At 66.7% G+C, this 24351-nt stretch carries 22 protein-coding genes; 5 read left to right on the top strand and 17 right to left on the bottom strand.

The genetic code is table 11. The features are described 5' to 3' along the window. Positions 1-15: 15 nt before the first annotated feature. The gene (locus ACS5NL_RS07680; RefSeq protein WP_439353133.1) at positions 16-645 is read right to left on the bottom strand and encodes an MSMEG_1061 family FMN-dependent PPOX-type flavoprotein; all 630 of its coding nucleotides are present in this window, start codon (positions 643-645) and stop codon (positions 16-18) included. Positions 646-668: 23 nt separating this feature from the next. Here ACS5NL_RS07680 and ACS5NL_RS07675 point away from each other — a divergent pair, with 23 nt between their 5' ends. After that, positions 669-1433: a tRNA-uridine aminocarboxypropyltransferase gene (locus tag ACS5NL_RS07675; RefSeq protein WP_439353131.1), complete on the top strand. Its 765-nt coding sequence runs from the start codon at positions 669-671 to the stop codon at positions 1431-1433. Positions 1434-1521: 88 nt separating this feature from the next. Here the strand turns inward: ACS5NL_RS07675 and ACS5NL_RS07670 are convergent, their stop codons facing one another. The 14 genes from ACS5NL_RS07670 to ACS5NL_RS07605 all read right to left on the bottom strand — a co-directional run bounded on the left by ACS5NL_RS07670 (position 1522) and on the right by ACS5NL_RS07605 (position 14431). Continuing rightward, complete coding sequence (locus ACS5NL_RS07670) at positions 1522-1968, bottom strand: SRPBCC family protein (RefSeq protein WP_439353129.1); 447 nt, start codon at positions 1966-1968, stop codon at positions 1522-1524. 103 nt (positions 1969-2071) lie between these two features. Then, positions 2072-3577, bottom strand: coding sequence for a protein adenylyltransferase SelO (locus ACS5NL_RS07665; protein ID WP_439353128.1), 1506 nt, complete (start codon positions 3575-3577; stop codon positions 2072-2074). Between the two features lie 179 nt (positions 3578-3756). After that, on the bottom strand, positions 3757-4824 hold the full coding sequence (gene leuB, locus ACS5NL_RS07660; RefSeq protein ID WP_439353126.1) for a 3-isopropylmalate dehydrogenase: 1068 nt from the start codon (positions 4822-4824) through the stop codon (positions 3757-3759). 22 nt (positions 4825-4846) lie between these two features. Next, entirely contained in the window at positions 4847-5494 is a 648-nt protein-coding gene (gene leuD, locus ACS5NL_RS07655) for a 3-isopropylmalate dehydratase small subunit (protein WP_439353124.1), read from the bottom strand. A gap of 11 nt (positions 5495-5505) precedes the next feature. Beyond that, a complete protein-coding gene (locus ACS5NL_RS07650; RefSeq protein WP_439353123.1) occupies positions 5506-5799 on the bottom strand; it encodes a hypothetical protein in 294 nt (97 codons plus the stop codon). A 34-nt stretch (positions 5800-5833) separates the two neighbouring features. Then, positions 5834-7255 carry a 3-isopropylmalate dehydratase large subunit gene (leuC, locus tag ACS5NL_RS07645; protein ID WP_439353121.1) on the bottom strand — a complete coding sequence of 474 codons (1422 nt, stop codon included), beginning with the start codon at positions 7253-7255 and terminating at the stop codon, positions 5834-5836. 30 nt (positions 7256-7285) lie between these two features. After that, entirely contained in the window at positions 7286-8227 is a 942-nt protein-coding gene (locus tag ACS5NL_RS07640; RefSeq protein WP_439353119.1) for a LysR family transcriptional regulator, read from the bottom strand. Between the two features lie 217 nt (positions 8228-8444). Then, on the bottom strand, positions 8445-9755 hold the full coding sequence (locus ACS5NL_RS07635) for a citrate synthase (protein ID WP_439353118.1): 1311 nt from the start codon (positions 9753-9755) through the stop codon (positions 8445-8447). 24 nt (positions 9756-9779) lie between these two features. Continuing rightward, positions 9780-10088, bottom strand: a complete 309-nt coding sequence (locus ACS5NL_RS07630) for an FAD assembly factor SdhE (protein ID WP_439353117.1) — start codon at positions 10086-10088, stop codon at positions 9780-9782. Next, a complete protein-coding gene (locus ACS5NL_RS07625; RefSeq protein ID WP_439353115.1) occupies positions 10088-10792 on the bottom strand; it encodes a succinate dehydrogenase iron-sulfur subunit in 705 nt (234 codons plus the stop codon). Before ACS5NL_RS07625 ends, ACS5NL_RS07630 begins: the two co-directional genes overlap by 1 nt. 32 nt (positions 10793-10824) lie before the next feature. Beyond that, positions 10825-12627 carry a succinate dehydrogenase flavoprotein subunit gene (gene sdhA, locus ACS5NL_RS07620; RefSeq protein WP_439353112.1) on the bottom strand — a complete coding sequence of 601 codons (1803 nt, stop codon included), beginning with the start codon at positions 12625-12627 and terminating at the stop codon, positions 10825-10827. A gap of 3 nt (positions 12628-12630) precedes the next feature. Further along, positions 12631-12996: a succinate dehydrogenase, hydrophobic membrane anchor protein gene (gene sdhD / locus ACS5NL_RS07615; RefSeq protein WP_439353110.1), complete on the bottom strand. Its 366-nt coding sequence runs from the start codon at positions 12994-12996 to the stop codon at positions 12631-12633. 25 nt (positions 12997-13021) lie between these two features. After that, positions 13022-13453, bottom strand: coding sequence for a succinate dehydrogenase, cytochrome b556 subunit (sdhC, locus tag ACS5NL_RS07610; protein ID WP_439353107.1), 432 nt, complete (start codon positions 13451-13453; stop codon positions 13022-13024). A 153-nt stretch (positions 13454-13606) separates the two neighbouring features. Next, positions 13607-14431, bottom strand: coding sequence for a GntR family transcriptional regulator (locus tag ACS5NL_RS07605; RefSeq protein ID WP_439353104.1), 825 nt, complete (start codon positions 14429-14431; stop codon positions 13607-13609). Between the two features lie 157 nt (positions 14432-14588). Here ACS5NL_RS07605 and ACS5NL_RS07600 point away from each other — a divergent pair, with 157 nt between their 5' ends. From ACS5NL_RS07600 to ACS5NL_RS07585, 4 genes are all read left to right on the top strand, one after another. After that, a complete protein-coding gene (locus tag ACS5NL_RS07600) occupies positions 14589-15575 on the top strand; it encodes a malate dehydrogenase (protein ID WP_439353102.1) in 987 nt (328 codons plus the stop codon). Between the two features lie 23 nt (positions 15576-15598). Then, on the top strand, positions 15599-16582 hold the full coding sequence (locus tag ACS5NL_RS07595) for an HpcH/HpaI aldolase/citrate lyase family protein (RefSeq protein ID WP_439353099.1): 984 nt from the start codon (positions 15599-15601) through the stop codon (positions 16580-16582). 40 nt (positions 16583-16622) lie between these two features. After that, positions 16623-19220, top strand: coding sequence for a bifunctional aconitate hydratase 2/2-methylisocitrate dehydratase (acnB, locus tag ACS5NL_RS07590; RefSeq protein ID WP_439353096.1), 2598 nt, complete (start codon positions 16623-16625; stop codon positions 19218-19220). Positions 19221-19353: 133 nt separating this feature from the next. Continuing rightward, a complete protein-coding gene (locus tag ACS5NL_RS07585; protein WP_439353095.1) occupies positions 19354-22227 on the top strand; it encodes a hypothetical protein in 2874 nt (957 codons plus the stop codon). A gap of 83 nt (positions 22228-22310) precedes the next feature. On the opposite strand, the gene ACS5NL_RS07580 is transcribed toward ACS5NL_RS07585, so the two are convergent. Further along, positions 22311-22700: a response regulator gene (locus tag ACS5NL_RS07580; protein ID WP_439353092.1), complete on the bottom strand. Its 390-nt coding sequence runs from the start codon at positions 22698-22700 to the stop codon at positions 22311-22313. Beyond that, entirely contained in the window at positions 22697-24343 is a 1647-nt protein-coding gene (locus ACS5NL_RS07575; RefSeq protein WP_439353089.1) for a sensor histidine kinase, read from the bottom strand. Before ACS5NL_RS07575 ends, ACS5NL_RS07580 begins: the two co-directional genes overlap by 4 nt. Positions 24344-24351 lie beyond the last annotated feature (8 nt).

Below are 24351 nucleotides of genomic sequence, written 5' to 3'. Positions count from 1 at the left end.
CGCGGGGACGGGTGTTCAGAGCGTGTTGCGGTAACGCTCGAGCATCTGCTCCTGCGTTTCCGCGACCATCTCTTCGCCACGGAATTCGCGGATCTGGTCGCGCATCATCTCGGCCATGCTCGGCAGCGCCGCGCGCTCGACCTGGCGCGACGCGTCCCAGAGCTTCGAGCGCATCAGGGCCTTGGCGCAGTGCAGGTAACACGCGCGCACACCGACACGGATCGCGAGTTTGGGCACGCGGCCCGGTTCGGCGCAGCGCTCCCGGTCGGCCGCATCGTCGCTGAGCCAGGCCAGGCCGTTGATCCGCAGGGTTTCGTCCACGCCCGGAACCAGGAACAGCAGCCCGACCGGCGCACCGGCCTCCCCGCCGCGCACGATGTTCTCCAGCGTGTCCAGCCGGTTGTTGCCGGGCGCGTCGGGGATCAGCAGCGTGTGGGCATCGGCCACGTGCACGAAGCCCGGCGCGCCGCCGCGCGGCGAGGCGTCCAGGCCGTGTGTGGCGTCGCCGCTGGCGATCACCAGCATCGGCGAGAGGCCGATGAAGCGGCGCGCGTGGGCGTCGAGTTGCGGGATCTCTTTCTTGGCCGAGCGCTCGCGCACCGGGTCGTACAGGGCGCGCAAGGCGGCGAGGGAGGTGATGCTCATGCCGGGCAGCATACATTTGACGGATGCCGTTTTCCACTCCAGAACAACAGCCCCTGCCCGACCGGGGTCACGCCGTCTCCCGCCTGCGCACCACGCGCATCGCTGCGTCCAGCAAACCCTTCGTGGCGCGCGGCGCCAATCCGCTGCGCTGCACCGGCTGCCGGCTGCCGCCGCCGCACTGCATCTGCGACTGGCGCCCGAGCCAGCCCTCGCGCGCGGGCTTCTGCCTGCTGATGGGCGACATCGAGGCGCTCAAGCCCAGCAACACCGGCTGGCTGATCGCCGACGTGGTGGCCGACACCTGGGCCTTCCAGTGGTCGCGCACGGTGGTCGATCCCGCGCTGCTGGCGCTGCTGAAGGACCCGCAGTGGCAACCCTTCGTCGTGTTCCCGCCGGAGTACACCTCGGCGGGGCTCGTGGTGACGGCGCCGCCGCCCGTTGAAGCCTCCGAGGGGCGCCGGCCGCTGTACGTGCTGCTCGACGGCACCTGGTCGGAGGCGCGCAAGATGTTCCGCAAGAGCCCTTACCTCGACGGGTTGCCGGTACTGGGGCTGCACCCGGAACAGGCCTCGCGTTACCGGCTGCGCCGCTCGGCGCAGGACCATCACTTCTGCACCGCCGAGATCGCCGCGCTGTGCCTGGACCTCGCGGGCGATGCGAACGCCGCCGAGGCGCTGGACGCCTGGTTCGGCCTGTTCAGTGAGCACTACCTGAGCGCCCGGGGGCAAGGGCCGCTGCCGGCCGAGAGCCCGTCGCAGCAGCGGCTTCTGGCACTGGCGAAGGCCTGAGTTTTCGGCGCCTGGCCGCCCCAGGCCGAAACGCGCCCCCTTGGGGCAGCGACCCGCTCCGCGGTGGGGCGTGGGGGGCCTAGCTGTGTCAGTCCGGAATGTTGGGCTCGACCAGCTGAGCCAGCTGCTGCAGGGTTTCCTGCCAGCCGAGGTAACACATCTCGAGCGGGATCATGGCCGGGATGCCTTCCTGCACGGCGGTGATTTCGGTGCCGCACATCACTGCCTTGAGCGTGATGGTGGTGATCATCTGACCCGGCAGGTTGGGGTCGTCGAAGATGTCGGTGTTGACGATCTTCTCGTTGGGCACCAGCTCGAGGTACTTGCCACCGAACGCGTGGACATGGCCCGAGGACCAGTTGGTGAACTGCATGCGGTAGATGCCACCGACGCGGGCGTCCATCTCCAGCACGCGGCCGGTGAAGCCAAAGGGCGGCAGGAACTTGGCCATGGCGTCGGGATCGAGGTAGGCGCGGTAGATGCGTTCGGGCGGTGCGCGCAGGACGCGGTGAAGGCGGACGGTGCCAGTGCTCATGGTGGTTGCTCCTTGGTGGTTTCGGTGTCGACGGGGCCAGCAGGTGGATGGTGGCCACTGTACGACGACGAAACAGTGTCGCCGTTTTCGACACGCACCCGGCTCAGGTGCCGCAGAAGGTCCGGTAGCCACGGGTCTGCTCGGGCGTGCCGGGCAGGGCGGCCAGCGCATCCGCGCTGCGCTCGGTGTACGGGTCGGTCACGATCGCCAGCAGGCGCTCGAAAGGCTTGAGGTCGCCCGCCTCGACCGCGGCGTCCAGCGCATTCTCGACCAGGTGGTTGCGCGGGATATAGACCGGGTTGGTCGCGTCCATGTGGTCGGCGATCTCGGCCGCGGGTTCGCCCGAAGCCTGGGCGCGGGCCTGCCAGCGGACGAGCCAGTCGCCGAGCGCGGCGGTGTCGTCTCCCCAGAGGGCGCGCAGCTCGTCCGGCCGGCCCCGCAGCACCGCCGACAGGCGCCGGAACCCCAGCGTGAAGTCGACCCGGTGTTCGTGCATCAGGCGCAGCAGGTCGTTGGCCAGCGCGCGGTCCGCCTCGCCGTCGGCGCCATCCGCGCCGCCCGCCCGCAGGCCGAGCTTGGCGCGGTGCAGGTTCAGCCAGTGTTGTGAGAAGCGGTCGGGGAAGCGTTCGAGCACTTCGGTGGCCTTCACCACGGCACGTTCGCTGTCTTCGTCGATCAGCGGCAGCAGGGCTTCGGCCAGCCGCGCGAGGTTCCACTGCGCGATGCCGGGCTGGTTGCCGAAGGCGTAGCGGCCCTGGCTGTCGATGGAGCTGAACACGGTCTCGGGGTCGTAGGCTTCGAGGAAGGCGCAGGGGCCGTAGTCGATGGTCTCGCCCGAGATGGTCATGTTGTCGGTGTTCATCACGCCGTGGATGAAACCGACCGACATCCACAGGGCGATCAGCTTCGCCTGCCGCGCCGCCACCGCGTCGAGCAGGGCGAGGTAGCGGTCACCGCGTTCCGTGATGCCCAGGAGGTCGCGGTCGTGGCGTTCGATCGCGTGGTCCGCCAGCACCCGCAGGCGTTCCGTGTCGCGCCGCGCGGCGAAGAACTGGAAGCTGCCGACGCGGATGTGGCTCGCGGCCACGCGGGTGAGGATGGCCCCGGGCAGGGCACGTTCGCGGGAGATCGTCTCGCCGGTGGCAATCGCCGCCAGGGTGCGCGTGGTCGGGATGCCCAGTGCCTGCATGGCCTCGCTGATCAGGTATTCGCGCAGCACCGGGCCGACGGCCGCCTTGCCATCGCCGCCGCGCGAAAAGGGCGTGCGGCCCGAGCCCTTGAAGGCGATGTCGCGGCGCTGGCCTTGGAGATCGAGGATTTCGCCGAGCAGCAGCGCGCGGCCGTCGCCGAGCTGGGGCGAGAAGCCGCCGAACTGGTGGCCCGCGTAGGCCTGGGCGACCGGCTGTGCGCCTTCGGGCACCCGGTTGCCGGCCAGCACCGCCAGGCCTTCGTCCGAGGCCAGCCGCGCGGCGTCCAGGCCCAGCTCCTCGGCCAATGCGTGGTTGAACCGCAGCCAGCGCGGCGCCGGCACCGTGGCCGGTTGCCAGGGCACGGACAGGCCGTCCAGCTGCGCGTAGCGGTTGTCGAAGGGGAAGAGGGGTGTGGACACAGGGAGCGCCTGGAGCAAGAAAACACCCATTGTGGGCGCGCACCAAAAACCTTGGAAAACGCGTGTCTGCCTCCAGGGCACCCGTGGAACCGGCTTCGCCGGGCCACAGGGTGCGACCCCCCTCTCAGCGCCGCAGGCGCGCCAGAGAGGGGGAAGCCGCGCAGCGGCGCAGGGGGGAGTTACAGAGCCTTCACCACCGCGTCGCCCATCGCGGCGGTACCGACCTTGGTCGTGCCTTCGCTCCAGATGTCGCCGGTGCGCAGGCCCTGCGCCAGCACCTTCTGCACGGCGGCTTCGATGCGCTGTGCGGCGGCTTCCTGGTTGAGCGAGAAGCGCAGCATCATCGCGGCCGACAGGATGGTCGCCAGCGGGTTGGCGATGCCTTTGCCCGCGATGTCGGGCGCGCTGCCGTGGCTGGGCTCGTACAGGCCCTGGTTCTTCGCGTTCAGCGAGGCCGAGGGCAGCATGCCGATGGAGCCGGTCAGCATCGAAGCCTCGTCGGACAGGATGTCGCCGAACATGTTGCCGGTGACGACCACATCAAACGCCTTGGGGTTCTTGACCAGCTGCATGGCCGCGTTGTCCACATACATGTGGTCCAGCGCCACATCGGGGTACTGGGCGTGCACCTCGATCACGGTGTCCTTCCAGAACTGGAAGGTCTCCAGCACGTTGGCTTTGTCGACCGAGGTCACCTTCTTGTTGCGCTTGCGCGCGGCCTGGAAGGCGACGTGGGCGATGCGCTCGATCTCCGGCTTGGCGTAGCGCATGGTGTCGAAGGCTTCGGGGGCGCCCTTGAACTCGCCGTCCGGGGCTTCGCGGCGGCCCCGTGGTTGGCCGAAGTAGATGTCGCCGGTCAGCTCGCGGATGATCAGGATGTCCAGGCCCGCCACCAGCTCGGGCTTGAGGCTGGAGGCACCCACCAGCTGCTCGTAGCAGATGGCGGGGCGGAAGTTGGCGAACAGGCCCAGGTTCTTGCGCAGGCCCAGGATGGCCTGCTCGGGGCGCAGTGGGCGGTCCAGCTTGTCGTACTTCCAGTCGCCGACGGCGCCGAACAGGATGGCGTCCGCTTCCTTGGCGAGCTTGAGCGTGGACTCGGGCAGCGGGTGGCCGTGCGCGTCGTAGGCGGCGCCACCGACCAGGGCCGATTCCATCTCGAACTTCAGGTCGAGCGCGTTGAGGACCTTGACCGCTTCGGCGACGATTTCGGTGCCGATGCCGTCACCGGGGAGAACTGCGATTTTCATTGTGTGTTGCGATTGAAGTGAATTACATGGTGTGGGCCAACCAGGGCTTGGTCGCCAGGCGCTCTTTCTCGAACGCCTCGATCTTGTCCTTGTGGCGCAGCGTCAGGCCGATGTCGTCCAGCCCGTTGATCAGGCAGTACTTGCGGAAGGCGTTGACCTCGAACGGGATCTCCTCGCCCTGCGGCTTGACGATCACCTGGCGCTCCAGGTCGATGGTCAGCTGGTAGCCGGGGAAGGCGTGGACTTCGTTGAACAGCTGGTCCACCTGCGCCTCGCTCAGCACGATGGGCAGCAGGCCGTTCTTGAAGCAGTTGTTGAAGAAGATGTCGGCGTAGCTGGGCGCGATGATGGCGCGGAAGCCGTACTGGTCGATGGCCCAGGGCGCGTGTTCGCGGCTGGAGCCGCAGCCGAAGTTGCGGCGCGTGATCAGCACCGAAGCGCCTTTGTAGCGCGGCTGGTTCAGCACGAAGTCGGGGTTGGGCTTGCGGTCGCTCTCGGGCACGCCGGGCTGGCCCGGCTGGTCCATGTAGCGCCACTCGTCGAACAGGTTGGGGCCGAAGCCGGTCTTGCGGATCGATTTGAGGAACTGCTTGGGAATGATGGCGTCGGTGTCGACGTTCTCGCGGTCCATGGGGGCCACGAGGCCCTGGTGAATGGTGAATTTCTGCATGGTGATGGTGTTCAGTTGGTCGCGCCCTTGACGGCTTCGCCGGCCTTCTCCAGTCCGGAGCCGACCGCCTGGCCGGCGGCCTTGCCGCCTTCGACGGTCTTGTCCTTGATCTCGATCGACTTGTCGACCACCACGTCTTTGACTTCGATGGCCTTGTCGACCACCTTGTCCTTGACTTCGATGGCCTTGTCCTTGACCAGATGCGCATCCTGTTTGACGCCTTGCACGGTGTTGGTGCTGCAGGCGGCCAGCGAGGTCAGGGCGGCAGCGGCGATCAGGGTGAGCAGGGGCTTGAGAGAGGACATGAGAGGACTCCTTGAGAAGGGTTCAGGGCAAAACTCAGGCGATGGTGCGGATGTCGATGAAGTGGCCGTGGATCGCGGCGGCGGCGGCCATCGCGGGCGAGACCAGGTGGGTGCGGCCACCGGCGCCCTGGCGGCCTTCGAAGTTGCGGTTGCTGGTCGAGGCGCAGCGCTCGCCCGGCTCCAGCCGGTCGGCGTTCATCGCCAGGCACATCGAGCAGCCGGGCTCGCGCCACTCGAAACCGGCGGCCTTGAAGATCTCGTGCAGGCCCTCGCGCTCGGCCTGGTCTTTCACCAGACCGGAGCCGGGCACGACCATCGCCAGCTTGATGTTCTTGGCGACCTTCTGGCCCAGCTTCTTCACGACCGCGGCGGCTTCGCGCATGTCTTCGATGCGGCTGTTGGTGCAGGAGCCGATGAAGACCTTGTCGACAAAGATGTCGGCCAGCGGCTTGCCCGGTTCCAGCGCCATGTAGGTCAGCGCGCGCTCCATCGCGCCGCGCTTGCTGGCGTCCTTTTCCTTTTCGGGATCGGGCACGCGGGCGTCGACGCCCAGCACCATCTCGGGCGAGGTGCCCCAGGTGACCTGCGGCAGGATCTGCGTGGCGTCGAGTTCGACCACGGCGTCGAAGTGGGCGCCTTCGTCGGAGTGCAGCGTCTTCCAGTAGGCGACGGCCTGGTCCCATTCCACGCCGGTGGGCGAGAGCGGGCGGCCCTTGACGTACTCGATGGTCTTGTCGTCGACGGCGACCAGGCCGGCGCGCGCGCCGCCTTCGATCGCCATGTTGCAGACCGTCATGCGGCCTTCCATCGACAGGGCGCGGATCGCGCTGCCGCCGAACTCGATGGTGTAGCCGGTGCCGCCGGCGGTGCCGATGCGGCCGATGATGGCCAGCACGATGTCCTTGGCGGTCACACCCCTGGCGACCTGGCCTTCGACCTTGACCAGCATGTTCTTGGCCTTCTTGGCCAGCAGGGTCTGCGAGGCCATCACGTGCTCGACCTCGCTGGTGCCGATGCCGTGCGCCAGCGCGCCGAAGGCGCCGTGGGTCGAGGTGTGCGAGTCGCCGCAGACCACGGTCATGCCGGGCAGCGTGGCGCCGTTTTCCGGGCCGATGACGTGCACGATGCCCTGGCGCTTGGACATGAACGGGAAGAAGGCGGCGGCGCCGAATTCCTTGATGTTGCTGTCCAGCGTGGTGATCTGCTCTTTGCTGATCGGGTCGGTGATGCCGTCGTAGCCCTGCTCCCAGCCGGTGGTGGGCGTGTTGTGGTCGGCGGTGGCGACGATGGAGCTGACGCGCCAGACCTTGCGGCCGGCCTGGCGCAGGCCTTCGAAGGCCTGCGGGCTGGTGACTTCGTGCACCAGGTGGCGGTCGATGTACAGAACGGCGGTGCCGTCTTCTTCGGTGTGGACGACGTGTTCGTCCCAGATCTTGTCGTAGAGCGTGCGGGCCATGGGGGTGGGTTCTCCTGTGGGTCTGAAATTCTAGGATGGGATGGCGGTGCGGGCGGCCTGCGCGGACAGGTGGTCGACCAGCAGGCGGGCGCTGACGGGCAGGCTGGAAAAGTCGCGCGCGACCAGGTCGATGTGGCGCGTGGCCCAGTCGTCGGTGAGCGAAATGCAGGCCAGGCCACCGGTGTCGTGCATCAGTTCGAAGGCGCGGCGCGGCATCAGGCCGACGCCCAGGCCGTTGTGGATCATGCGGCACATCGCGTCCAGCCCGCTCACGCGGATGCGCAGGCGGATGCTGCGGCCTTCTCGCACGGCGGCCTCGTGCATCGCGCGGTAGATCGAGCTGTTGGCGTGCAGGCCGACGTGGTCCCAGTCGAGACTGGCGGCAAACGGCAGTTCCGCGTGGGCAGCCAGCGGATGCCGCGCGGGCGCGATCAGCACCAGGGTGTCCTGCCGGTAGGGCAGGGTCTGCAGCCCGTCGCCCTGCGGCGCGGCGCCGACGTGGCAGATGCCGAGGTCGGCCGCGCCTTCCTGCACCGCGCGCACGACTTCGGTCGAGAGGTGTTCCTCGAGATCGATCTTGATGGCGTCGTGCGCGTGGATGAAGCTGCCGAGGTCTTCGGGCAGGAACTGCACGGTGGCCGAGATGTTGGCGTGCACCCGCACATGGCCGCGCACGCCATCGGCGTATTCCGACAGCTCACCCTGCATCTTGTCCAGGCTGAACAGGACCGAGCGCGCATGGTGCAGCAGGCTCTGGCCGGCGGGGGTGGGCGTGACGCCGCGCGCGTGGCGCATCAGCAGCGCGGTGCCGACGGTGGATTCGAGGTCCGACAGCCGCTTGCTGACCGCGGACGGCGCCATGAACTCCTGCTCGGCCGCCTTGCCGATGCTGCCGCGCTCGCACACCGCCACGAACAGCTGCAGCGTGGTCAGGTCAAGTCGGCGGGTGAAGGCGCGGTCGGGAGCATTCATGGGGAAGTCATCGCATTTCAAGATGACTTCCGGGATTTTCCCTCTTTTGAACGGCGGTTGGTGTCGTGATTGGCGATGCCAGACCCCGCAAAAACAAAACCCGCCACACGCGATGTGTGGCGGGTTTGTTCAAGGCCTGCGCGGAACCGGCTTTGCCGGGCCGCTGCTGGCGCCCCCTTGAGGGGGTGACGCCGCAGGCGGCGCAGGGGTGGGCTTGTTATCGCTTGAACCCAGCCGGCACGTCGCGGCGCGGCGAACCCGTGAACAGCTGGCGCGGACGGCCGATCTTGTACTCGGGGTCGGCCAGCATTTCGTTGAGCTGGGCGATCCAGCCGACGGTGCGGGCCAGCGCGAAGATGCCGGTGAACAGGCTGACCGGGATGCCGATCGCGCGCTGCACGATGCCCGAGTAGAAGTCGACGTTCGGGTACAGCTTGCGGCTGACGAAGTACTCGTCTTCCAGGGCGATCTTTTCCAGTTCCTTGGCCAGCTTGAACAGCGGGTCGTTTTCCAGGCCCAGTTCGGCCAGCACTTCGTTGCAGGTTTCCTGCATCAGCTTGGCGCGCGGGTCGTAGTTCTTGTAGACGCGGTGACCGAAGCCCATCAGCTTGACGCCGGAGTTCTTGTCCTTGACCTTCTCCATGAACTCGCCGACCTTGGAGACACCGCCCTGGCGCTGGATGTCTTCCAGCATGTTCAGGCAGGCTTCGTTGGCGCCGCCGTGGGCGGGGCCCCACAGGCAGGCGACGCCGGCCGCGATGGCGGCGAACGGGTTGGTGCCCGACGAGCCGCACAGGCGGACCGTGGAGGTGGAGGCGTTCTGCTCGTGGTCGGCGTGCAGGATGAAGATGCGGTCCAGGGCCTTTTCCAGCACCGGGTTGACCTTGTAGTCTTCGCAGGGCGTGCCGAACATCATGCGCAGGAAGTTGCCCGAGTAGCTCAGGTCGTTGCGCGGGTACATGTAGGGCTGGCCCACACCGTACTTGTAGGCCATCGCGACCAGGGTCGGCATCTTGGCGATCAGGCGGATCGCGGCGATGCGGCGGTGCTCCGGATTGTTGATGTCGGTGCTGTCGTGATAGAAGGCCGACAGGGCGCCGATCAGGCCCGTCAGCACGGCCATCGGGTGGGCGTCACGGCGGAAGCCGCGCAGGAAGAACTGCATCTGCTCGTTGACCATGGTGTGGTTGATCACGAGCTTGTGGAAGTCGCCGCGTTCCTTCTCGTTGGGCAGTTCGCCGTTGAGCAGCAGGAAGCAGGTGTCGAGGTAGTCGGCCTGGGTGGCCAGCTGCTCGATCGGGTAGCCGCGGTACAGCAGCTCACCCTTGTCGCCGTCGATGTAGGTGATGGCGGACTGGCAGGAGGCGGTAGACAGGAAGCCCGGGTCGTAGGTGAACATGCCGGTCTGCGCATACAGCTTGCGGATGTCGATCACGTCCGGACCGATGCTGCCGGCATACACCGGCATCTCGACGCTGGGGCTGCCGTTGGAAAACGACAGGGTGGCTTTGTTGTCTACGAGTTTCATGCGGTTTCCTTGATGGGATGGGACTTAATCGGTAGAGCGGGCGGCGCGGAGCATCTCCAGCACCTGCAGAACTTCCGGTTCGGCCTGTGGCCCCTCGGGTGTCTTGCGGCCGAGCAACTGATCGAGCAGATCGTTGTCGGACAGATCCATTAGAACCCCGAGAGCTTCGGCCTGCCTGACGGTCAAGCCAGATTCGTGCCTGGCAAAGAACCGCTCGATGAACAGGTCGTTCTCCAGCAGGCCACGGCGGCAGCGCCACTTGAGCTTGCTCATGCCCCGCAGGTCCAGCAGGGCGTCGGCAGCAGCGATGTCGGTCGTGGCCATGGGCGTCATCAGACGGCGCGACGCACCATCAGTTCCTTGATCTTGCCAATCGCCTTGGTCGGGTTCAGGCTCTTGGGGCAGACGTCCACACAGTTCATGATGGTGTGGCAGCGGAACAGGCGGTACGGGTCTTCCAGGTTGTCCAGCCGCTCGGCGGTGGCCTGGTCGCGGCTGTCCGCGATGAAGCGGTAGGCCTGCAGCAGACCGGCAGGGCCCACGAACTTGTCGGGGTTCCACCAGAAGCTGGGGCAGCTGGTCGAGCAGCTGGCGCACAGGATGCACTCGTACAGGCCGTTGAGCTCTTCGCGCTCTTCGGGGCTCTGCAGGCGCTCGCGCTGCGGTGCCGGCGTCTCGTTGATCAGGTAGGGCTTGATCGAGTGGTACTGCTTGAAGAACAGCGTCATGTCCACGATCAGGTCGCGCACCACCGGCAGGCCGGGCAGCGGCTTGAGCACGATGTCGCCCTTGAGCGTGTTGAGGTTGGTCAGGCAGGCCAGGCCGTTCTTGCCGTTGATGTTCATGGCGTCCGAACCGCACACGCCTTCGCGGCAGGAGCGGCGGAACGACAGCGTGGGGTCCACGGCCTTGAGCTTGACCAGTGCGTCCAGCAGCATGCGCTCGGTACCGTCCAGGTCGAGCTGGATGGTCTGCATGTACGGCTTGGCGTCCTTGTCCGGGTCGTAGCGGTAGATCTTGAAAGTGCGTTGTGCCATTTTTCAGCTTCCTTGTGTTCGCTCTTGTCCGGTCAGAAGGTACGGGGCTTCGGAGGCACCGTTTCGGCGGTCAGCGGCTTCATGCGCACCGGCTTGTAGTCCAGGCGGTTGCCGTCCTTGAACCACAGGGTGTGCTTCATCCACTCGGCGTCGTTGCGGCCCAGCGGGCAGGTCGGGTGGTTGACGTCGTGTTCGTAGTCGCGCACCAGGTGGGCGCCGCGGCATTCCTTGCGGGCAGCGGCACTGGTCATGGTGGCCTGGGCGGCTTCCATCAGGTTCTCGACCTCCAGCGCTTCGATGCGCGCGGTGTTGAACACCTTGGAGTTGTCCTTCAGGCCGATGGCGGCGACGCGCTCACGCAGGGCGTTGATCTTCTGGACGCCCTGGTCCATCACCTCCTGGCTGCGGAACACGCCGGCGTGCGCCTGCATGATGCCGCGCATGTCGTTGGCGACGTCCTGCGAGTACTCGCCGTTCTTGGCGTTGTCCAGTCGGGCCAGGCGGGCCAGGGTCTGGTCGGCCGCGTCCTTGGGCAGGTCCTTGTGTTCCTGCTTGGGATTGACGTTGGCGATGATGTGGTTGCCGGCGGCCTTGCCGAACACCAGCAGGTCCAGCAGGGAGTTGGTGCCCAGGCGGTTGGCGCCGTGCACCGACACGCAGGAGCATTCGCCCACGGCGTAGAGGCCGTTGACCGGCTTGTCTTCACCACCCGAGCGCTCGACCACCTGGCCGTGGATGTTGGTCGGGATGCCGCCCATCTGGTAGTGGATGGTGGGCACGACCGGGATCGGCTCGCGCGTCACGTCGACGTTGGCGAAGTTCACGCCGATCTCGTACACCGAGGGCAGGCGCTTGTGGATGGTGTCGGCACCCAGGTGGTCCAGCTTCATGTGGATGTAGTCCTTGTTGGGACCACAGCCACGGCCTTCCAGGATTTCCTGGCCCATGCAGCGGGACACGAAGTCGCGCGGCGCCAGATCCTTCAGCGTGGGTGCGTAGCGCTCCATGAAGCGTTCGCCATTGCTGTTGAGCAGGATGGCGCCTTCGCCGCGGCAGCCTTCCGTCAGCAGCACGCCCGCGCCGGCCACGCCGGTGGGGTGGAACTGCCAGAACTCCATGTCCTGCAGCGCGATGCCGGCGCGGGCGGCCATGCCCAGACCGTCGCCGGTGTTGATGAAGGCATTGGTCGAGGACTGGAAGATGCGGCCGGCACCACCGGTGGCCAGCAGCACGGTCTTGGCTTCGAGCACATAGGTGTCGCCGGTTTCCATTTCGAGGGCGGTCACGCCCACGCAGTCACCGGAAGCGTCGCGGATCAGGTCCAGCGCCATCCACTCCACGAAGAACGTGGTGCGGGCGGACACGTTGGCCTGGTACAGCGTGTGCAGCATGGCGTGGCCGGTGCGGTCGGCCGCGGCGCAGGCGCGCTGCACCGGCTTCTCGCCGTAGTTGGCGGTGTGGCCGCCGAACGGGCGCTGGTAGATGGTGCCGTCGGGGTTGCGGTCGAACGGCATGCCGAAGTGTTCGAGCTCGTACACGACCTTCGGGGCTTCGCGGCACATGAACTCGATGGCGTCCTGGTCACCGAGCCAGTCGGAACCCTTGACGGTGTCGTAGAAGTGGTATTCCCAGCTGTCTTCGCTCATGTTGCCCAGCGAGGCGGACACGCCGCCCTGCGCCGCCACGGTGTGCGAGCGGGTCGGGAAGACCTTGGAGAGCACGGCGACCTTGAGGCCGGCACGGGCCAGTTGCAGGGAGGCACGCATGCCGGAGCCGCCGGCTCCGACGATGACCACGTCGAACTTGCGCTTGGAAAGGGATGCGGTGGTGGTCATGGATCAGAGTCTCCAGAGAACTTGAACAGCCCAGCCCAGGCAGGCGAGGAGCCAGACGATGGTGAAAACGTGCAGAGCGAGGCGGATGCCGACGGGCTTGACGTAGTCCATCCAGATGTCGCGCATGCCGATCCAGATGTGGTACGCCAGACCGGTGAAGATGGCGAAGGTCAGGCCCTTCATCCACTGGGGAGCGAAGATGCCGGCCCAGCTCTCGTAGCCCAGCGGGCCGCTGGTGAACAGCACCTTGGCCAGCACGACCAGGGTGAAGAGGGCGAACAGGGCGCCGGTGATGCGCTGCGCGAGCCAGTCGCGCAGGCCGTAGTGGGCGCCGGAGACGACGCGCTTGGAACCGTAGTTGACGGACATGTTGTGGATTCCTTCTTTCGCTGGATCAGTACAGGCCAAACAGCTTGGCGCCCAGGATCACGGTCAGGCCGATCGACAGGGCCAGCGTGAAGATGGCGGACGACTTGCCGAATTCCTTGCTCACGGCGTGCCTGGCGTCCATGTACAGGTGGCGCAGGCCGGCGATCAGGTGATGCAGGTAGGCCCAGATGATGGCCAGCACGACCAGCTTGAACAGCCAGCCGGGCACGAAGCCGACGCCGCCGGCAAAGACGGCCTTGAAGCGGTCGAACGAAATCTCGGAGCTCACCGAGTTGTCGAACAGCCAGACGATCAGGGGCAGCAGGATGAACATCAGGCCGCCGCTGGCACGGTGCAGGATCGACACCCAGCCGGCCAGGGGCAGGCGGTAGGTGGTCAGGTCCTTGAAGGCGTTGATGTTGCGGAACTCGGGCCGCGGCTTGGTCAACTCGGTCATGGTGGGGGCTTTCTTCCGGTGTGGAGACGGGGTTGGAAGGGTTCTTGTAACGCTCTGGTAACTCGGATCACAAACCTTCAAATTCTATTGCAATGCAGCATACCGGAGGCTGACATCTGACCGTCATGTGCCGGTCTCTGGCAGGTTGGCGACTCAGCTCAGTTCGTTGTGGTAGTGCCTGGTTTCGGTGCGGTAGAGGCCGCGGCGCAGTTCCATCGGCACGTCGTTGTAGGTGTAGGCCAGGCGTTCCACGCTCAGCAGCGGGTGGCCGACCTCGACACCAAGCAACACGGCCGCATCGGCATCGGCGGCCACGGCCTTGAGCTTTTCGACCGCACGCACCATGCGCACACCGAACTGGGCCTCGAACAGGGCGTACATCGGCCCCTTGTCGCTCGACAGCGTTTCCAGGCTCAGTCCCTTGAACGGTGTGCCGGGCAGCCAGATGTCTTCCAGGATGGTCGGCGTGCCGGAGAACGACAGCACCCGCCGCACCAGCACCAGCGAGTCGCCGCCGCGCAGATCCAGCTGGCGGGCCACCTCGGCCGGGCCACGCAAGCGGCGGCATTCGATGATGCGGCGCTCTGCCGGGCCCTGGGCGTCGGGCGTGCCGGCGTCGGGTTGCACCCGCAGGAAACGGTACTGGATGTGCTGCTCGGCGTGGGTGGCGACAAAGGTGCCCTTGCCCTGACGCCGCACCAGCAGGTTGTCGGTCGCGAGTTCGTCGATGGCCTTGCGCACCGTGCCCTGGCTGACCCGGAAGCGGGCGGCCAGTTCGAACTCGCTGGGAATCATGTCGCCGGGCTTCCATTCGCCGGCCTGCAGGCTGCGCAGGATCAGCGACTTGATCTGCTGGTACAGCGGGCTGAAGGCGGGGGTGGGCGGGGCAAAAACCGTCTCGGCAGCGCCGCTGGTGTCGGCGGGCACACGGGTGTCCGGTGAGGACAGGTCGGGCTGCGAGGGGTGTGCGGAGGCCATGGGATGGTGGGTTCGGCGGGGGTGCAATCATATCTTATATAAGACATAAGACAAATTGACGCCTACGGGTTTACGCGGGTACACTCGGCGGCTGTCCAACGGGCCATTGCCCTGCCGATTTTTTTACTTTTCCAACGCCCTTTCTGGAGTTTTCACCATGAGCAAGAAGCCCGTTCGTGTTGCCGTCACCGGTGCCGCAGGTCAGATCGGTTACGCCCTGCTGTTCCGCATCGCCTCTGGCGAAATGCTGGGCAAGGACCAGCCCGTGATCCTGCAACTGCTGGAAATTCCCGACGAGAAGGCCCAGAACGCCCTGAAGGGCGTGATCATGGAACTCGAAGACTGCGCCTTCCCGCTGCTGGCCGGCATCGAAGCCCACAGCGACCCGATGGCCGCCTTCAAGGACACCGACTACGCACTGCTGGTGGGTTCGCGTCCGCGCGGCCCGGGCATGGAACGTGCCGAGCTGCTGTCGATCAACGGCGCGATCTTCACCGCCCAGGGCAAGGCCCTGAACGCTGTCGCCTCGCGCAACGTCAAGGTGCTGGTGGTCGGCAACCCCGCCAACACCAACGCCTACATCGCCATGAAGGCGGCTCCGGATCTGCCGGCCAAGAACTTCACCGCCATGCTGCGCCTGGACCACAACCGCGCTGCTTCGCAGATCGCCGCCAAGATCGGCTGCGCCGTGGGTGACATCGAGAAGCTGGCCGTGTGGGGCAACCACTCGCCCACCATGTACGCCGACTACCGTTTCGCCACCGTGAACGGCAAGTCCGTCAAGGACACCATCAACGACCAGGTCTGGAACGCCGAGACCTTCCTGCCGACCGTGGGCAAGCGTGGTGCGGCCATCATCGCCGCCCGTGGCCTGTCGTCGGCCGCTTCGGCCGCCAACGCCGCCATCGACCACATGCGCGACTGGGCCCTGGGCACCAACGGCAAGTGGGTCACCATGGGCATCCCGTCCAAGGGTGAGTACGGCATTCCCGCTGAAGTGATGTTCGGCTTCCCCGTCACCTGCGAAGGCGGCGAGTACAAGATCGTCGAAGGCCTGCCGATCGACGCTTTCTCGCAAGAGTGCATCAACAAGACCCTGGCCGAGCTGCAGGGCGAGCAGGACGGCGTCAAGCACCTGCTGTGAGCTGGTAACCGCTCGGTAACTCTGTGAAGCCTCATCCGCGCGACATCCTTGCAGGGGCCCAGGCCGGCGCGTTTGCGCTGCCGGTCTGTGACCACTACAGCGGTGTCGAGGCGCGGATGAAGAAAAGCCTGCAGCTGCAGGCCGAGCTGAGTGCCGAGTTCGGTGCCTGCGTCTTCGACGTCACGCTGGACTGCGAAGACGGGGCACCCGTCGGTGGCGAGGCCGAGCATGCGGCCCTGGTCACCGAACTGGCGCTGGGTGCCCCTGCGGGTGCCCGCGTCGCCGCCCGGGTCCACCCGGTCGATCACCCCCACTTTGATGCCGATGTCGCGACCATTGCCGGTCGGGCCGGTGCGCGCCTGTGTCACCTGATGGTGCCCAAGGTCGAGTCGGTGTCCGACGTCGGGCGTGCCGTGACGGCCATGAATGCCGTCGGCGCCACCGCGCTGCCGCTGCACGTGCTGATCGAGTCGCCCGCGGCCGTGCACCGGGCCTTCGACATCGCCGCGCACCCGCGCGTCGCTTCGCTGAGCTTCGGTCTGATGGACTTCGTTTCGGCGCACGGCGGGGCGATCCTGGCCTCGGCGATGACGCTGGCCGGCCAGTTCAGCCACCCGCATGTGCTGCGCGCCAAGATCGAGATGGCCGCCGCCTGCCACGCGCACGGCAAGGTGCCGTCGCACAACGTGGTGACCGAGTTCAAGGACCTGCCCGCGCTGCAGAGCGCTGTGCGCCGGGCCGCGACCGAGCTGGGTTACACGCGCATGTGGAGCATCCACCCGGACCAGATCCGCGCCATCGTCACCGCGTTTTCACCGGCCGAGGCGGAAATCGAGACCGCGCTGGACATCATCGAAGCCGCGGCCGCCGCCGACTGGGCGCCGGTGCAGCACCAGGGCCGCCTGCACGACCGCGCCAGCTACCGCTACTACTGGCAAGTGATCGAACGCGCACACCAGACCGGGCATGCCCTGCCCGAGACCGTGCGTGGCTGGTTTCTTGCATGACCACCTTCCAACCCCATTACCCACCCCACCGGAGAACGCCATGTCGACCTTCCTGACCGACTACCGCGCCCACGCCGCCGAACGCGCGGCCCTGGGCATTCCCGCTCTGCCGCTCGATGCCAAGCAGGTCGCCGCCCTGATCGAACTGATCAAGAACCCGCCCGCCGGTGAAGAGGCGTTCCTGATGGACCTGCTCACCCACCGCGTGCCCCCGGGCGTGGACGACGCGGCCAAGGTCAAGGCCAGCTTCCTGGCCGCCGTCGCCCATGGCGACGAAAAGGTGGCGCTGATCTCCAAGGCCAAGGCCACCGAGCTGCTGGGCACCATGGTGGGTGGTTACAACGTGCACCCCCTGATCGAACTGCTGGACGACGCCGAAGTGGCGTCCGTGGCCGGTGCAGCGCTCAAGAAGACGCTGCTGATGTTCGACTACTTCAACGACGTGGCCGAGAAGGCCAAGGCCGGCAATGCTGTGGCCAAGGAAGTCATGCAGAGCTGGGCCGACGCCGAGTGGTTCACCAGCCGCCCTGAAGTCGAGAAGAAGATCACCGTCACCGTGTTCAAGGTGCCCGGCGAGACCAACACCGACGACCTGTCGCCCGCCCCGGACGCCACCACGCGCCCGGACATTCCGATGCACTACCTCGCGATGCTGAAGAACACCCGCCCCGACGCGGCCTTCAAGCCCGAGGAAGACGGCAAGCGCGGTCCGATGCAGTTCATCGAAGACCTGAAGAAGAAGGGCAACCTGGTCGCCTACGTGGGTGACGTGGTCGGTACCGGTTCTTCGCGCAAGTCGGCCACCAACAGCGTGATCTGGGCCACCGGCCAGGACATCCCGTTCGTGCCCAACAAGCGCTTCGGCGGCGTGACGCTGGGCGGCAAGATCGCCCCCATCTTCTTCAACACGCAGGAAGACTCGGGTTCGCTGCCGATCGAAGTCGACGTGAGCAAGCTGGAAATGGGCGACGTGATCGACGTGCTGCCCTACGACGGCAAGCTGGTCAAGAACGGCGAGACGGTCGCCGAGTTCCAGCTCAAGAGCGACGTGCTGTTCGACGAAGTGCGCGCCGGCGGCCGGATCAACCTGATCATCGGCCGTTCGCTGACCGCCAAGGCGCGCGAGTTCCTGGGCCTGCCCGCTTCGACGCTGTTCCGCCTGCCTTCCGTGCCCGCCGCCACCAAGGCCGGCTTCACGCTGGCGCAGAAGATGGTGGGTCGCGCCGTCGGTCTGCCGGAAGGCCAGGGCGTGCGCCCCGGCACCTACTGCGAGCCGAAGATGACCACCGTCGGTTCGCAGGACACGACGGGCCCGATGACCCGCGACGAACTGAAGGATCTGGCTTGCCTGGGCTTCTCGGCCGACCTGGTGATGCAGTCGTTCTGCCACACCGCGGCCTATCCGAAGCCGGTCGACGTGAAGACCCACCGCGAACTGCCGGCGTTCATCAGCAACCGCGGCGGTGTGGCCCTGCGTCCTGGCGACGGCGTGATCCACAGCTGGCTCAACCGCCTGCTGCTGCCCGACACCGTGGGCACCGGCGGCGACAGCCACACCCGCTTCCCGATCGGCATCTCCTTCCCGGCCGGTTCCGGCCTGGTGGCCTTCGGCGCCGCCACTGGCGTGATGCCGCTGGACATGCCCGAGTCGGTGCTGGTGCGCTTCAAGGGCCAGATGCAGCCCGGCGTCACCCTGCGTGACCTGGTGCATGCCATTCCGCTGTACGCGATCAAGGCCGGTCTGCTGACCGTCGCCAAGGCCGGCAAGAAGAACATCTTCTCGGGCCGCATCCTGGAAATCGAAGGTCTGCCGGACCTGAAGGTCGAACAGGCCTTCGAGCTGTCCGACGCCTCCGCCGAGCGCTCGGCCGCGGGCTGCACGATCAAGCTCAACAAGGAGCCGGTCGCCGAGTACCTGAAGTCGAACATCGTTCTGATGAAGAACATGATCGCCGACGGCTACAAGGACGCCAAGACGCTGGCCCGTCGCATCGAGAAGGTCGAGGCCTGGCTGGCCAAGCCCGAACTGCTCGAAGCCGACAAGGACGCCGAATACGCCGCCGTCATCGAGATCGACCTGGCCGACATCAAGGAACCGATCGTCTGCTGCCCGAACGATCCGGACGACGCCAAGACCCTGTCCGACGTGGCCGGCACCAAGATCGACGAAGCCTTCATCGGTTCGTGCATGACCAACATCGGTCACTTCCGCGCGGCAGCCAAGCTGCTGGGCGGCCAGCGCGACATCCCGGTCAAGCTGTGGGTCGCGCCGCCGACCAAGATGGACGAGAGCGAGCTGATCAAGGAAGGCCATTACGCCAGCTTCGGCGCCGCCGGTGCCCGCACCGAAATGCCCGGCTGCTCGCTGTGCATGGGCAACCAGGCCCAGGTCCGCGAAGGCGCGACGGTGATCTCCACCTCGACCCGCAACTTCCCCAACCGCCTGGGCAAGAACACCAACGTGTTCCTGGGTTCTGCCGAGCTGGCCGCGATCGCGTCCAAGCTGGGCAAGATCCCGACGGTGGCCGAGTACCACGAAGCCATGGGCATCGTGAACAAGGACGGCGCGTCGATCTACAAGTACCTCAACTTCAACCAGATCGACGAGTACGTGGAAAACGCGAAGACGGTCGCCTGAGCGGTTGTCCTGCGCTGAAAGAAAACGGCCCTTCGGGGCCGTTTTCTTTTGGTGTGCGCCGTCTATCATCTTCTGCAACAAGGTGTGAGATCGAGGGGGCTCTGTGGTTCGAGATGGATGTCTTCGTGGGCGGATGGTCTGGGGCGCCATGCTGGCCGGGCTGTGGTGTGCCGCCCCCGGTGTGGCTGAGGCGGGGGTCGAGGCGATGGGCTTGTCAAATTCGCTGCTGCAGGCCGCGGATGCCTCGGCGGTGAAGACGGGGCTGACGGAGCACCAGGTGCGCCAATTGGTCGCCGCCGACCCGATCGATCGCGAGGCGTTGCTGGTGACATTGGTGGGCCAGATTGAGGCCCATCTGCGACGTCAGCCGGGTCGTCCGCTGTCGCCCATACCCGCGGCGGTGCTCAAGGGGTGGCTGCGTACTTTGCTGGATCGCCAGCTGTCGCCAGCGGAATGGGTGGAGCGCCTGGATCTGTTGACCAAGATTCACGGTGAGCTGGACCAGCGTTTCTCTGCACTGGTGTCTGGGCGGGTCGGTGTGGACGACGGTTTGATCCGTGCCAACGCCGCGCGCGCGTCGGGTGACTTCGGCACGGCCCTGACCTTGCTGGATGGGTGGGTGCAACAGGTGGCGGCGGCATCTGCGGCCGCCTCTTCAGACCGGAATGCCGCCGCCGACCGCATGCTGTCGAGTCTGCTGGCCGTTCGCGGGCTGCTGAAGGCACTGCAACTCGATGCCGACGCGGCTGTGCAGGACCTGATGCGTGCGGCCGGGGTGCTGGGGGATGCAGAAACGGACAAGCCGCTCTTGCTGCTTCTGTCGGGGTCGGTGGCCGCCACGGAGGGGGCCAAGGGGCGCTTCACAGATGTCGCCCGTTCGATCAAGGAGCAGTCCGAGGCGGCCTTGGCGCGGCGTTCATCGGACCCGGCCTGGCGCAGGACCTTGTGGGTGGCCCATCTCTGGATGGCGAGCGCAGCGTTCGACCGCGGAGACCTTGTGGCCGCGCGCGACGGCTTTGTCGAAGCGTCCAGAGTGATGCCCCAATTGTCCGGGGACGATGATCTGAGCCTGGTTGCTGCCTGGATGCGTGAATTCTTGCCCGGGGCTTTGCCTGCCGATGGGGCTTCAGCCGACCTCAGGGCGCACCAGGTCGCTGCCGTTCGTCTGGCCCGCGACTTGACCCGTCGCCGTCCGCAGTGGACCCAAGCCTGGTTTCTTCTCGCCCTGTCCGATCTGGTGCAGGGTGTGACCGACATCCAGCGAGGAGCGCCCGAGCCCGGACGTGCGGCTTTGCAGGAAGCCGTGCGCGCGCTCGATCGGCTGGACGCTGCAGATGCGGGCAACAGCAAGGCGTTGCAGATACGTTTGCAGGTGGAGTTGTTCCTGGTGTCGGAACGACTGGTGGCGAAGGCGCAGGAAGAGGCGTTGTCGTTGCTGGGCCGTGCGGTGGCGGCTGAGGCCGAATTGCGTCGACGGGGAGAAGACCTCTCGGATCTCGAGCCGCTGATGTTCTCGGTCAAGTTGCAGGTGGCCAGGCTTCATGGTCAGCGCGGGGCGCGCGCGCAGCAGCTGTCGGTGCTCACGGAGGCGCTCGCCTTGGCTGAGCGGCATGACGACCGTGGTGCTGTCTGGGAGTTGGGCGGCTGGCGGGTTCACGTCGAACTGGCCGAGGCCCTGGAGGCCGATGGTCAGTTGCCGCGGTCGCTGCAGCACCGGCAGTTGGCCCAGGCGAAGACCGAGGCGGCGGTGCGTCGCGCCGGTGAGCGGCCCGAGTGGGTCGAGCGCGAATGGGAAAACCTGCACGAAATGGCGCAAATCCAGGGTGCATTGCAGTCGGCCGATGAGGCCGGGCGCACCAATGCGCGGGCGTTGGAGCTGGCGCGGCGCGAGTCCACCGCCACTCCCGCCGACTCTGACTGGCACCGGCGCTTGTTCCGGTCCCTCTGGGCCGACGCCGCGATCTTGAAGCAACGCGGGGTGGACGGGGCGGTGCTGCCGCGGCAAGAAGAGGCGGCGGATGTGGCGGCTGACCGCTATGCCGCCAACCCCAAGGCCGAGTTCGCGGCCGAGGATCTGTGGCTGGCCAAGAGCACCACCTGTGGCGGCTGGGCACGCACCGTCCGGCTGGATCTGGCCGATGGGGCGTGCCGGCGCGCGCTGTCGGTGGCGGAGCAGGCGCTGCGCGCGGAGCCCGCCTCGGACAAGTGGCTGGACTACGCGGCGACCAGCCATTCGGAGTCGGCCGATCTGGCCGACGTGCGGAAAGATTTCCCTCGGGCGCTCGAGCACCGTCAGGCCGCGGTCGACCAGTCGGCTCGACGCAGTGCGACCGCGCGGGAGGGGTCTTCCGCCGGCATGGCGCACTGGTTGCGGCTGTTCCACCTGGGCAGGGCACAGATGCAGCTGAAGAAAAATGCCGAGGCGCTCGTGGCCATGGCGCAGGCGCGTGAGTTGGCGCAGCGGTTTTCGTCGCAGCTTCCCGCCGACGACCTGTGGTGCGAGTACCGCTGGTTCAGCGAAGGCGGGTGGGCCGGCTTGCAGATGGAGGCCGGTGGCCTGCCCGAAGCCGCGAAGGCACTGGCGGCCGCCGCAGCGGCCGCCGACACCTTGGCGAATCGGTCGACATCCGCGCGGACGCTTTGGTGGGCGCGGGCGGCAGAAAGCTATGAAATGCTCGACAAGGCGCTGTCCGAACAGGGGCTCGAGACCGAAGCCCGGCAGGCATCGGCAAAGGCGATCACCTACCGCGCGCGCCTTCATGAGCAACGGCGGCTGGCGGGTGCCAGGGAGACCGCCCGGGAACAGCTGGGGCGTGTGCTGGCCGACCTTGGGATCGGCCAGGAGCAGGCCGACGGGTTGTCCAAGCAGGGATTGATCGAGCGGTTGCAGAAACGCCTGGACGAAAGGTACGGCGTGGCGCGCGAGCAGGGCATGAACCGTGAGCGTTCGGATCAGATCCAGCTTCTGCAGAACGCCTTGTTCGCGGTGCGCCAGTTGCCGGACTGACGGTGCCGAGGTCTGCCGCCCGGTCGTTCCGGTCGCCGGTCCCGCGCCAGCTCAGGGTTGTTGCGGCGGCGAAAGGCAGCAGGCTACAGCGGGCGCCGGATCAGCTCGCGTGCGACATCCACCGTCAGCGGTTTGGTCAGGAAGCCCCGGATCACCGGCATGCTCGCCGCGCGCTCGCGGTCATGGGGCGAACCCGATGAGGTGAGCATCACCAGAATGACCGTGGGTTTGCCGGCGATCAGGGGCTCGGCCTTCTGGGCCACCTCGAAGCCGTTCATCATCGGCATGTTGATGTCGAGAAAGATGTAGGTGGGCAGTTCGAGCGGGTCGCTCTGGAGGAAGGCCAAGGCGTCCACGCCCGTTTCGAAGGCCAGCACTTCCCCCGTGAAGCCGGCCTTGCGCAGCATGATTTCGTGGAACACGTTGTCGGACTCGTTGTCGTCGACAAGCAGCACGCGCTGAGGGTCGGTCATGTGGGCTCCTGAGGGGGCTGTGCGGGATGGACTGCCGCGGGCAGGTGCAGGGTGAAGCTGCTGCCCCGACCGGGCTGGGAGCGCAGGTCGATGTGGCCGCCGTGCAGTTCCATGATGCGGCGGCAGATCGACAGGCCCAGGCCGGTGCCCTCGTACTCCCTGCGGCTGTGCAGCCGCTGGAACATGTCGAAGATCGCCGCCTGTTTGTCCGCCGGGATGCCGATGCCGTTGTCCTGCACGCTCAGCCGCACCCAGCCGTTGTCGCGCTGGCCGCTGATTTGCACCCGGGGTGTCTCGCCGGGCGCCACGAACTTCAGCCCGTTGGCGATCAGGTTCTGCAACACGATGCGCAGCAGGGTCGGATCGCCGGTGACGGCTGGCAGGTCTTCGGCCATGTCCACCTGGCCGCCGCTGCGTTCGATGGCTGCCTGAAGGTCCTGCACCGTCTGCTGGGCCAGCGCATTCAGGTCGGTCGGTTTGGGGCTGAGCATGTGCTTGTCGAGCACCAGCAGGTCGGTCAGATCGTCCAGCAGCACGTTCATGCGGCGTCCGCCGGCATGCACGAAATCCAGATAGCGCCGGGCCACGGGCGGCAACCCCTCGCCGAAATCCTGCACCAGCAGGCCGCTGAAGTTGTTGATGGTGTTGACCGGTTCCTTGAGGTCGTGCGAGATGATGTGAATGAAGCGCTGCTGCTCCAGGCCCTTGCGCTCCAGCAGCGCCACCGTGGCGTGCAGCTGCTCTTCCCGCTGCTTGAGCACGGTGACGTCGTGCCCGCGCACCACCGTGCCGACGATCTTTCCCTGGTCGTTGCGGGCTGGCAGGTAGTGAATTTCCAGGTGGCGCAATCCCTTGACCGGGAAGTTGATCACGGCTTCGTAGGACACCGTCTCGCCAGCCATGGCGCGGTCGATCCGCGCCTTGACGATCTGCTGGAAGCTGTCTTCACCCACCAGGGTTGCCACGCGTTTGCCGACGATCTCGCTGGCCTGCTGACCCCAGTAGTCGAGGTAGGTGCGGTTGACATAGCGGTAGACGTAGTCCGCGTCGACGAAGGACTTGAGGTCCAGGCCGGCGGCGCTGGCGGCCACCATCAGTTCGTGCTGGCGGGACGCATCTTCGGTGCGCCGCCGCTGCAGTTCGAGGTGGTCGTGCTCGAGCACGATCAGGTGCGTGGCCAGATCGGCCAGCTGGCGCAGCGCCAGACGCTGAGCGTCGTCCAGCTGGCGCTCACGGCGGTCGACCACGCACAGGGTGCCCAGGGCCATGCCGTCGTGGTCGCGGATGGGGGCGCCTGCATAGAAGCGCACGCCGGCGGGGGCAGTGACAAACGGGTTGTCCGCGAAACGGTGATCGGTGGTGGCGTTGCGCACCTCCATCACCGGATCGGACATGCAGATGGCGTGGGCGCAGAACGCCTCGGAACGGCTGGTCTGCTCGAGGTCCTCCATCCCCTGGCGCGAGAGGAACCACTGCCGGTCGCTGTCGATCAGCGTGATCAGGGCAATCGGTGTCTGGCACAGGCTGGCCGCCAGCGCCGTGATGGTGTCGAACGACGCGCGCGGCGCCGAATCCAGAAGGTGCAGGGACCTCAGCGCTTGCAGGCGCCGGGCTTCGTTGTCCGGCAGCGGAACGGGCATCATGGATCGAG

Origin of the sequence: Hydrogenophaga sedimenti, assembly GCF_051857515.1 — a bacterium.
Lineage (GTDB): Bacteria > Pseudomonadota > Gammaproteobacteria > Burkholderiales > Burkholderiaceae_C > Hydrogenophaga.
This window is presented reverse-complemented; position numbering and strand designations above follow the sequence as displayed.

Coding starts and splice junctions, on each gene's coding strand:
- ACS5NL_RS07680 (WP_439353133.1), bottom strand. CDS start 645: ATGAGCATCACCTCCCTCGCCGCCTTGCGCGCCCTGTACGACCCGGTG.
- ACS5NL_RS07675 (WP_439353131.1), top strand. CDS start 669: ATGCCGTTTTCCACTCCAGAACAACAGCCCCTGCCCGACCGGGGTCAC.
- ACS5NL_RS07670 (WP_439353129.1), bottom strand. CDS start 1,968: ATGAGCACTGGCACCGTCCGCCTTCACCGCGTCCTGCGCGCACCGCCC.
- leuB (WP_439353126.1), bottom strand. CDS start 4,824: ATGAAAATCGCAGTTCTCCCCGGTGACGGCATCGGCACCGAAATCGTC.
- leuD (WP_439353124.1), bottom strand. CDS start 5,494: ATGCAGAAATTCACCATTCACCAGGGCCTCGTGGCCCCCATGGACCGC.
- ACS5NL_RS07650 (WP_439353123.1), bottom strand. CDS start 5,799: ATGTCCTCTCTCAAGCCCCTGCTCACCCTGATCGCCGCTGCCGCCCTG.
- leuC (WP_439353121.1), bottom strand. CDS start 7,255: ATGGCCCGCACGCTCTACGACAAGATCTGGGACGAACACGTCGTCCAC.
- ACS5NL_RS07640 (WP_439353119.1), bottom strand. CDS start 8,227: ATGAATGCTCCCGACCGCGCCTTCACCCGCCGACTTGACCTGACCACG.
- ACS5NL_RS07635 (WP_439353118.1), bottom strand. CDS start 9,755: ATGAAACTCGTAGACAACAAAGCCACCCTGTCGTTTTCCAACGGCAGC.
- ACS5NL_RS07630 (WP_439353117.1), bottom strand. CDS start 10,088: ATGACGCCCATGGCCACGACCGACATCGCTGCTGCCGACGCCCTGCTG.
- ACS5NL_RS07625 (WP_439353115.1), bottom strand. CDS start 10,792: ATGGCACAACGCACTTTCAAGATCTACCGCTACGACCCGGACAAGGAC.
- sdhA (WP_439353112.1), bottom strand. CDS start 12,627: ATGACCACCACCGCATCCCTTTCCAAGCGCAAGTTCGACGTGGTCATC.
- sdhD (WP_439353110.1), bottom strand. CDS start 12,996: ATGTCCGTCAACTACGGTTCCAAGCGCGTCGTCTCCGGCGCCCACTAC.
- sdhC (WP_439353107.1), bottom strand. CDS start 13,453: ATGACCGAGTTGACCAAGCCGCGGCCCGAGTTCCGCAACATCAACGCC.
- ACS5NL_RS07605 (WP_439353104.1), bottom strand. CDS start 14,431: ATGGCCTCCGCACACCCCTCGCAGCCCGACCTGTCCTCACCGGACACC.
- ACS5NL_RS07600 (WP_439353102.1), top strand. CDS start 14,589: ATGAGCAAGAAGCCCGTTCGTGTTGCCGTCACCGGTGCCGCAGGTCAG.
- acnB (WP_439353096.1), top strand. CDS start 16,623: ATGTCGACCTTCCTGACCGACTACCGCGCCCACGCCGCCGAACGCGCG.
- ACS5NL_RS07585 (WP_439353095.1), top strand. CDS start 19,354: ATGGTCTGGGGCGCCATGCTGGCCGGGCTGTGGTGTGCCGCCCCCGGT.
- ACS5NL_RS07580 (WP_439353092.1), bottom strand. CDS start 22,700: ATGACCGACCCTCAGCGCGTGCTGCTTGTCGACGACAACGAGTCCGAC.
- ACS5NL_RS07575 (WP_439353089.1), bottom strand. CDS start 24,343: ATGATGCCCGTTCCGCTGCCGGACAACGAAGCCCGGCGCCTGCAAGCG.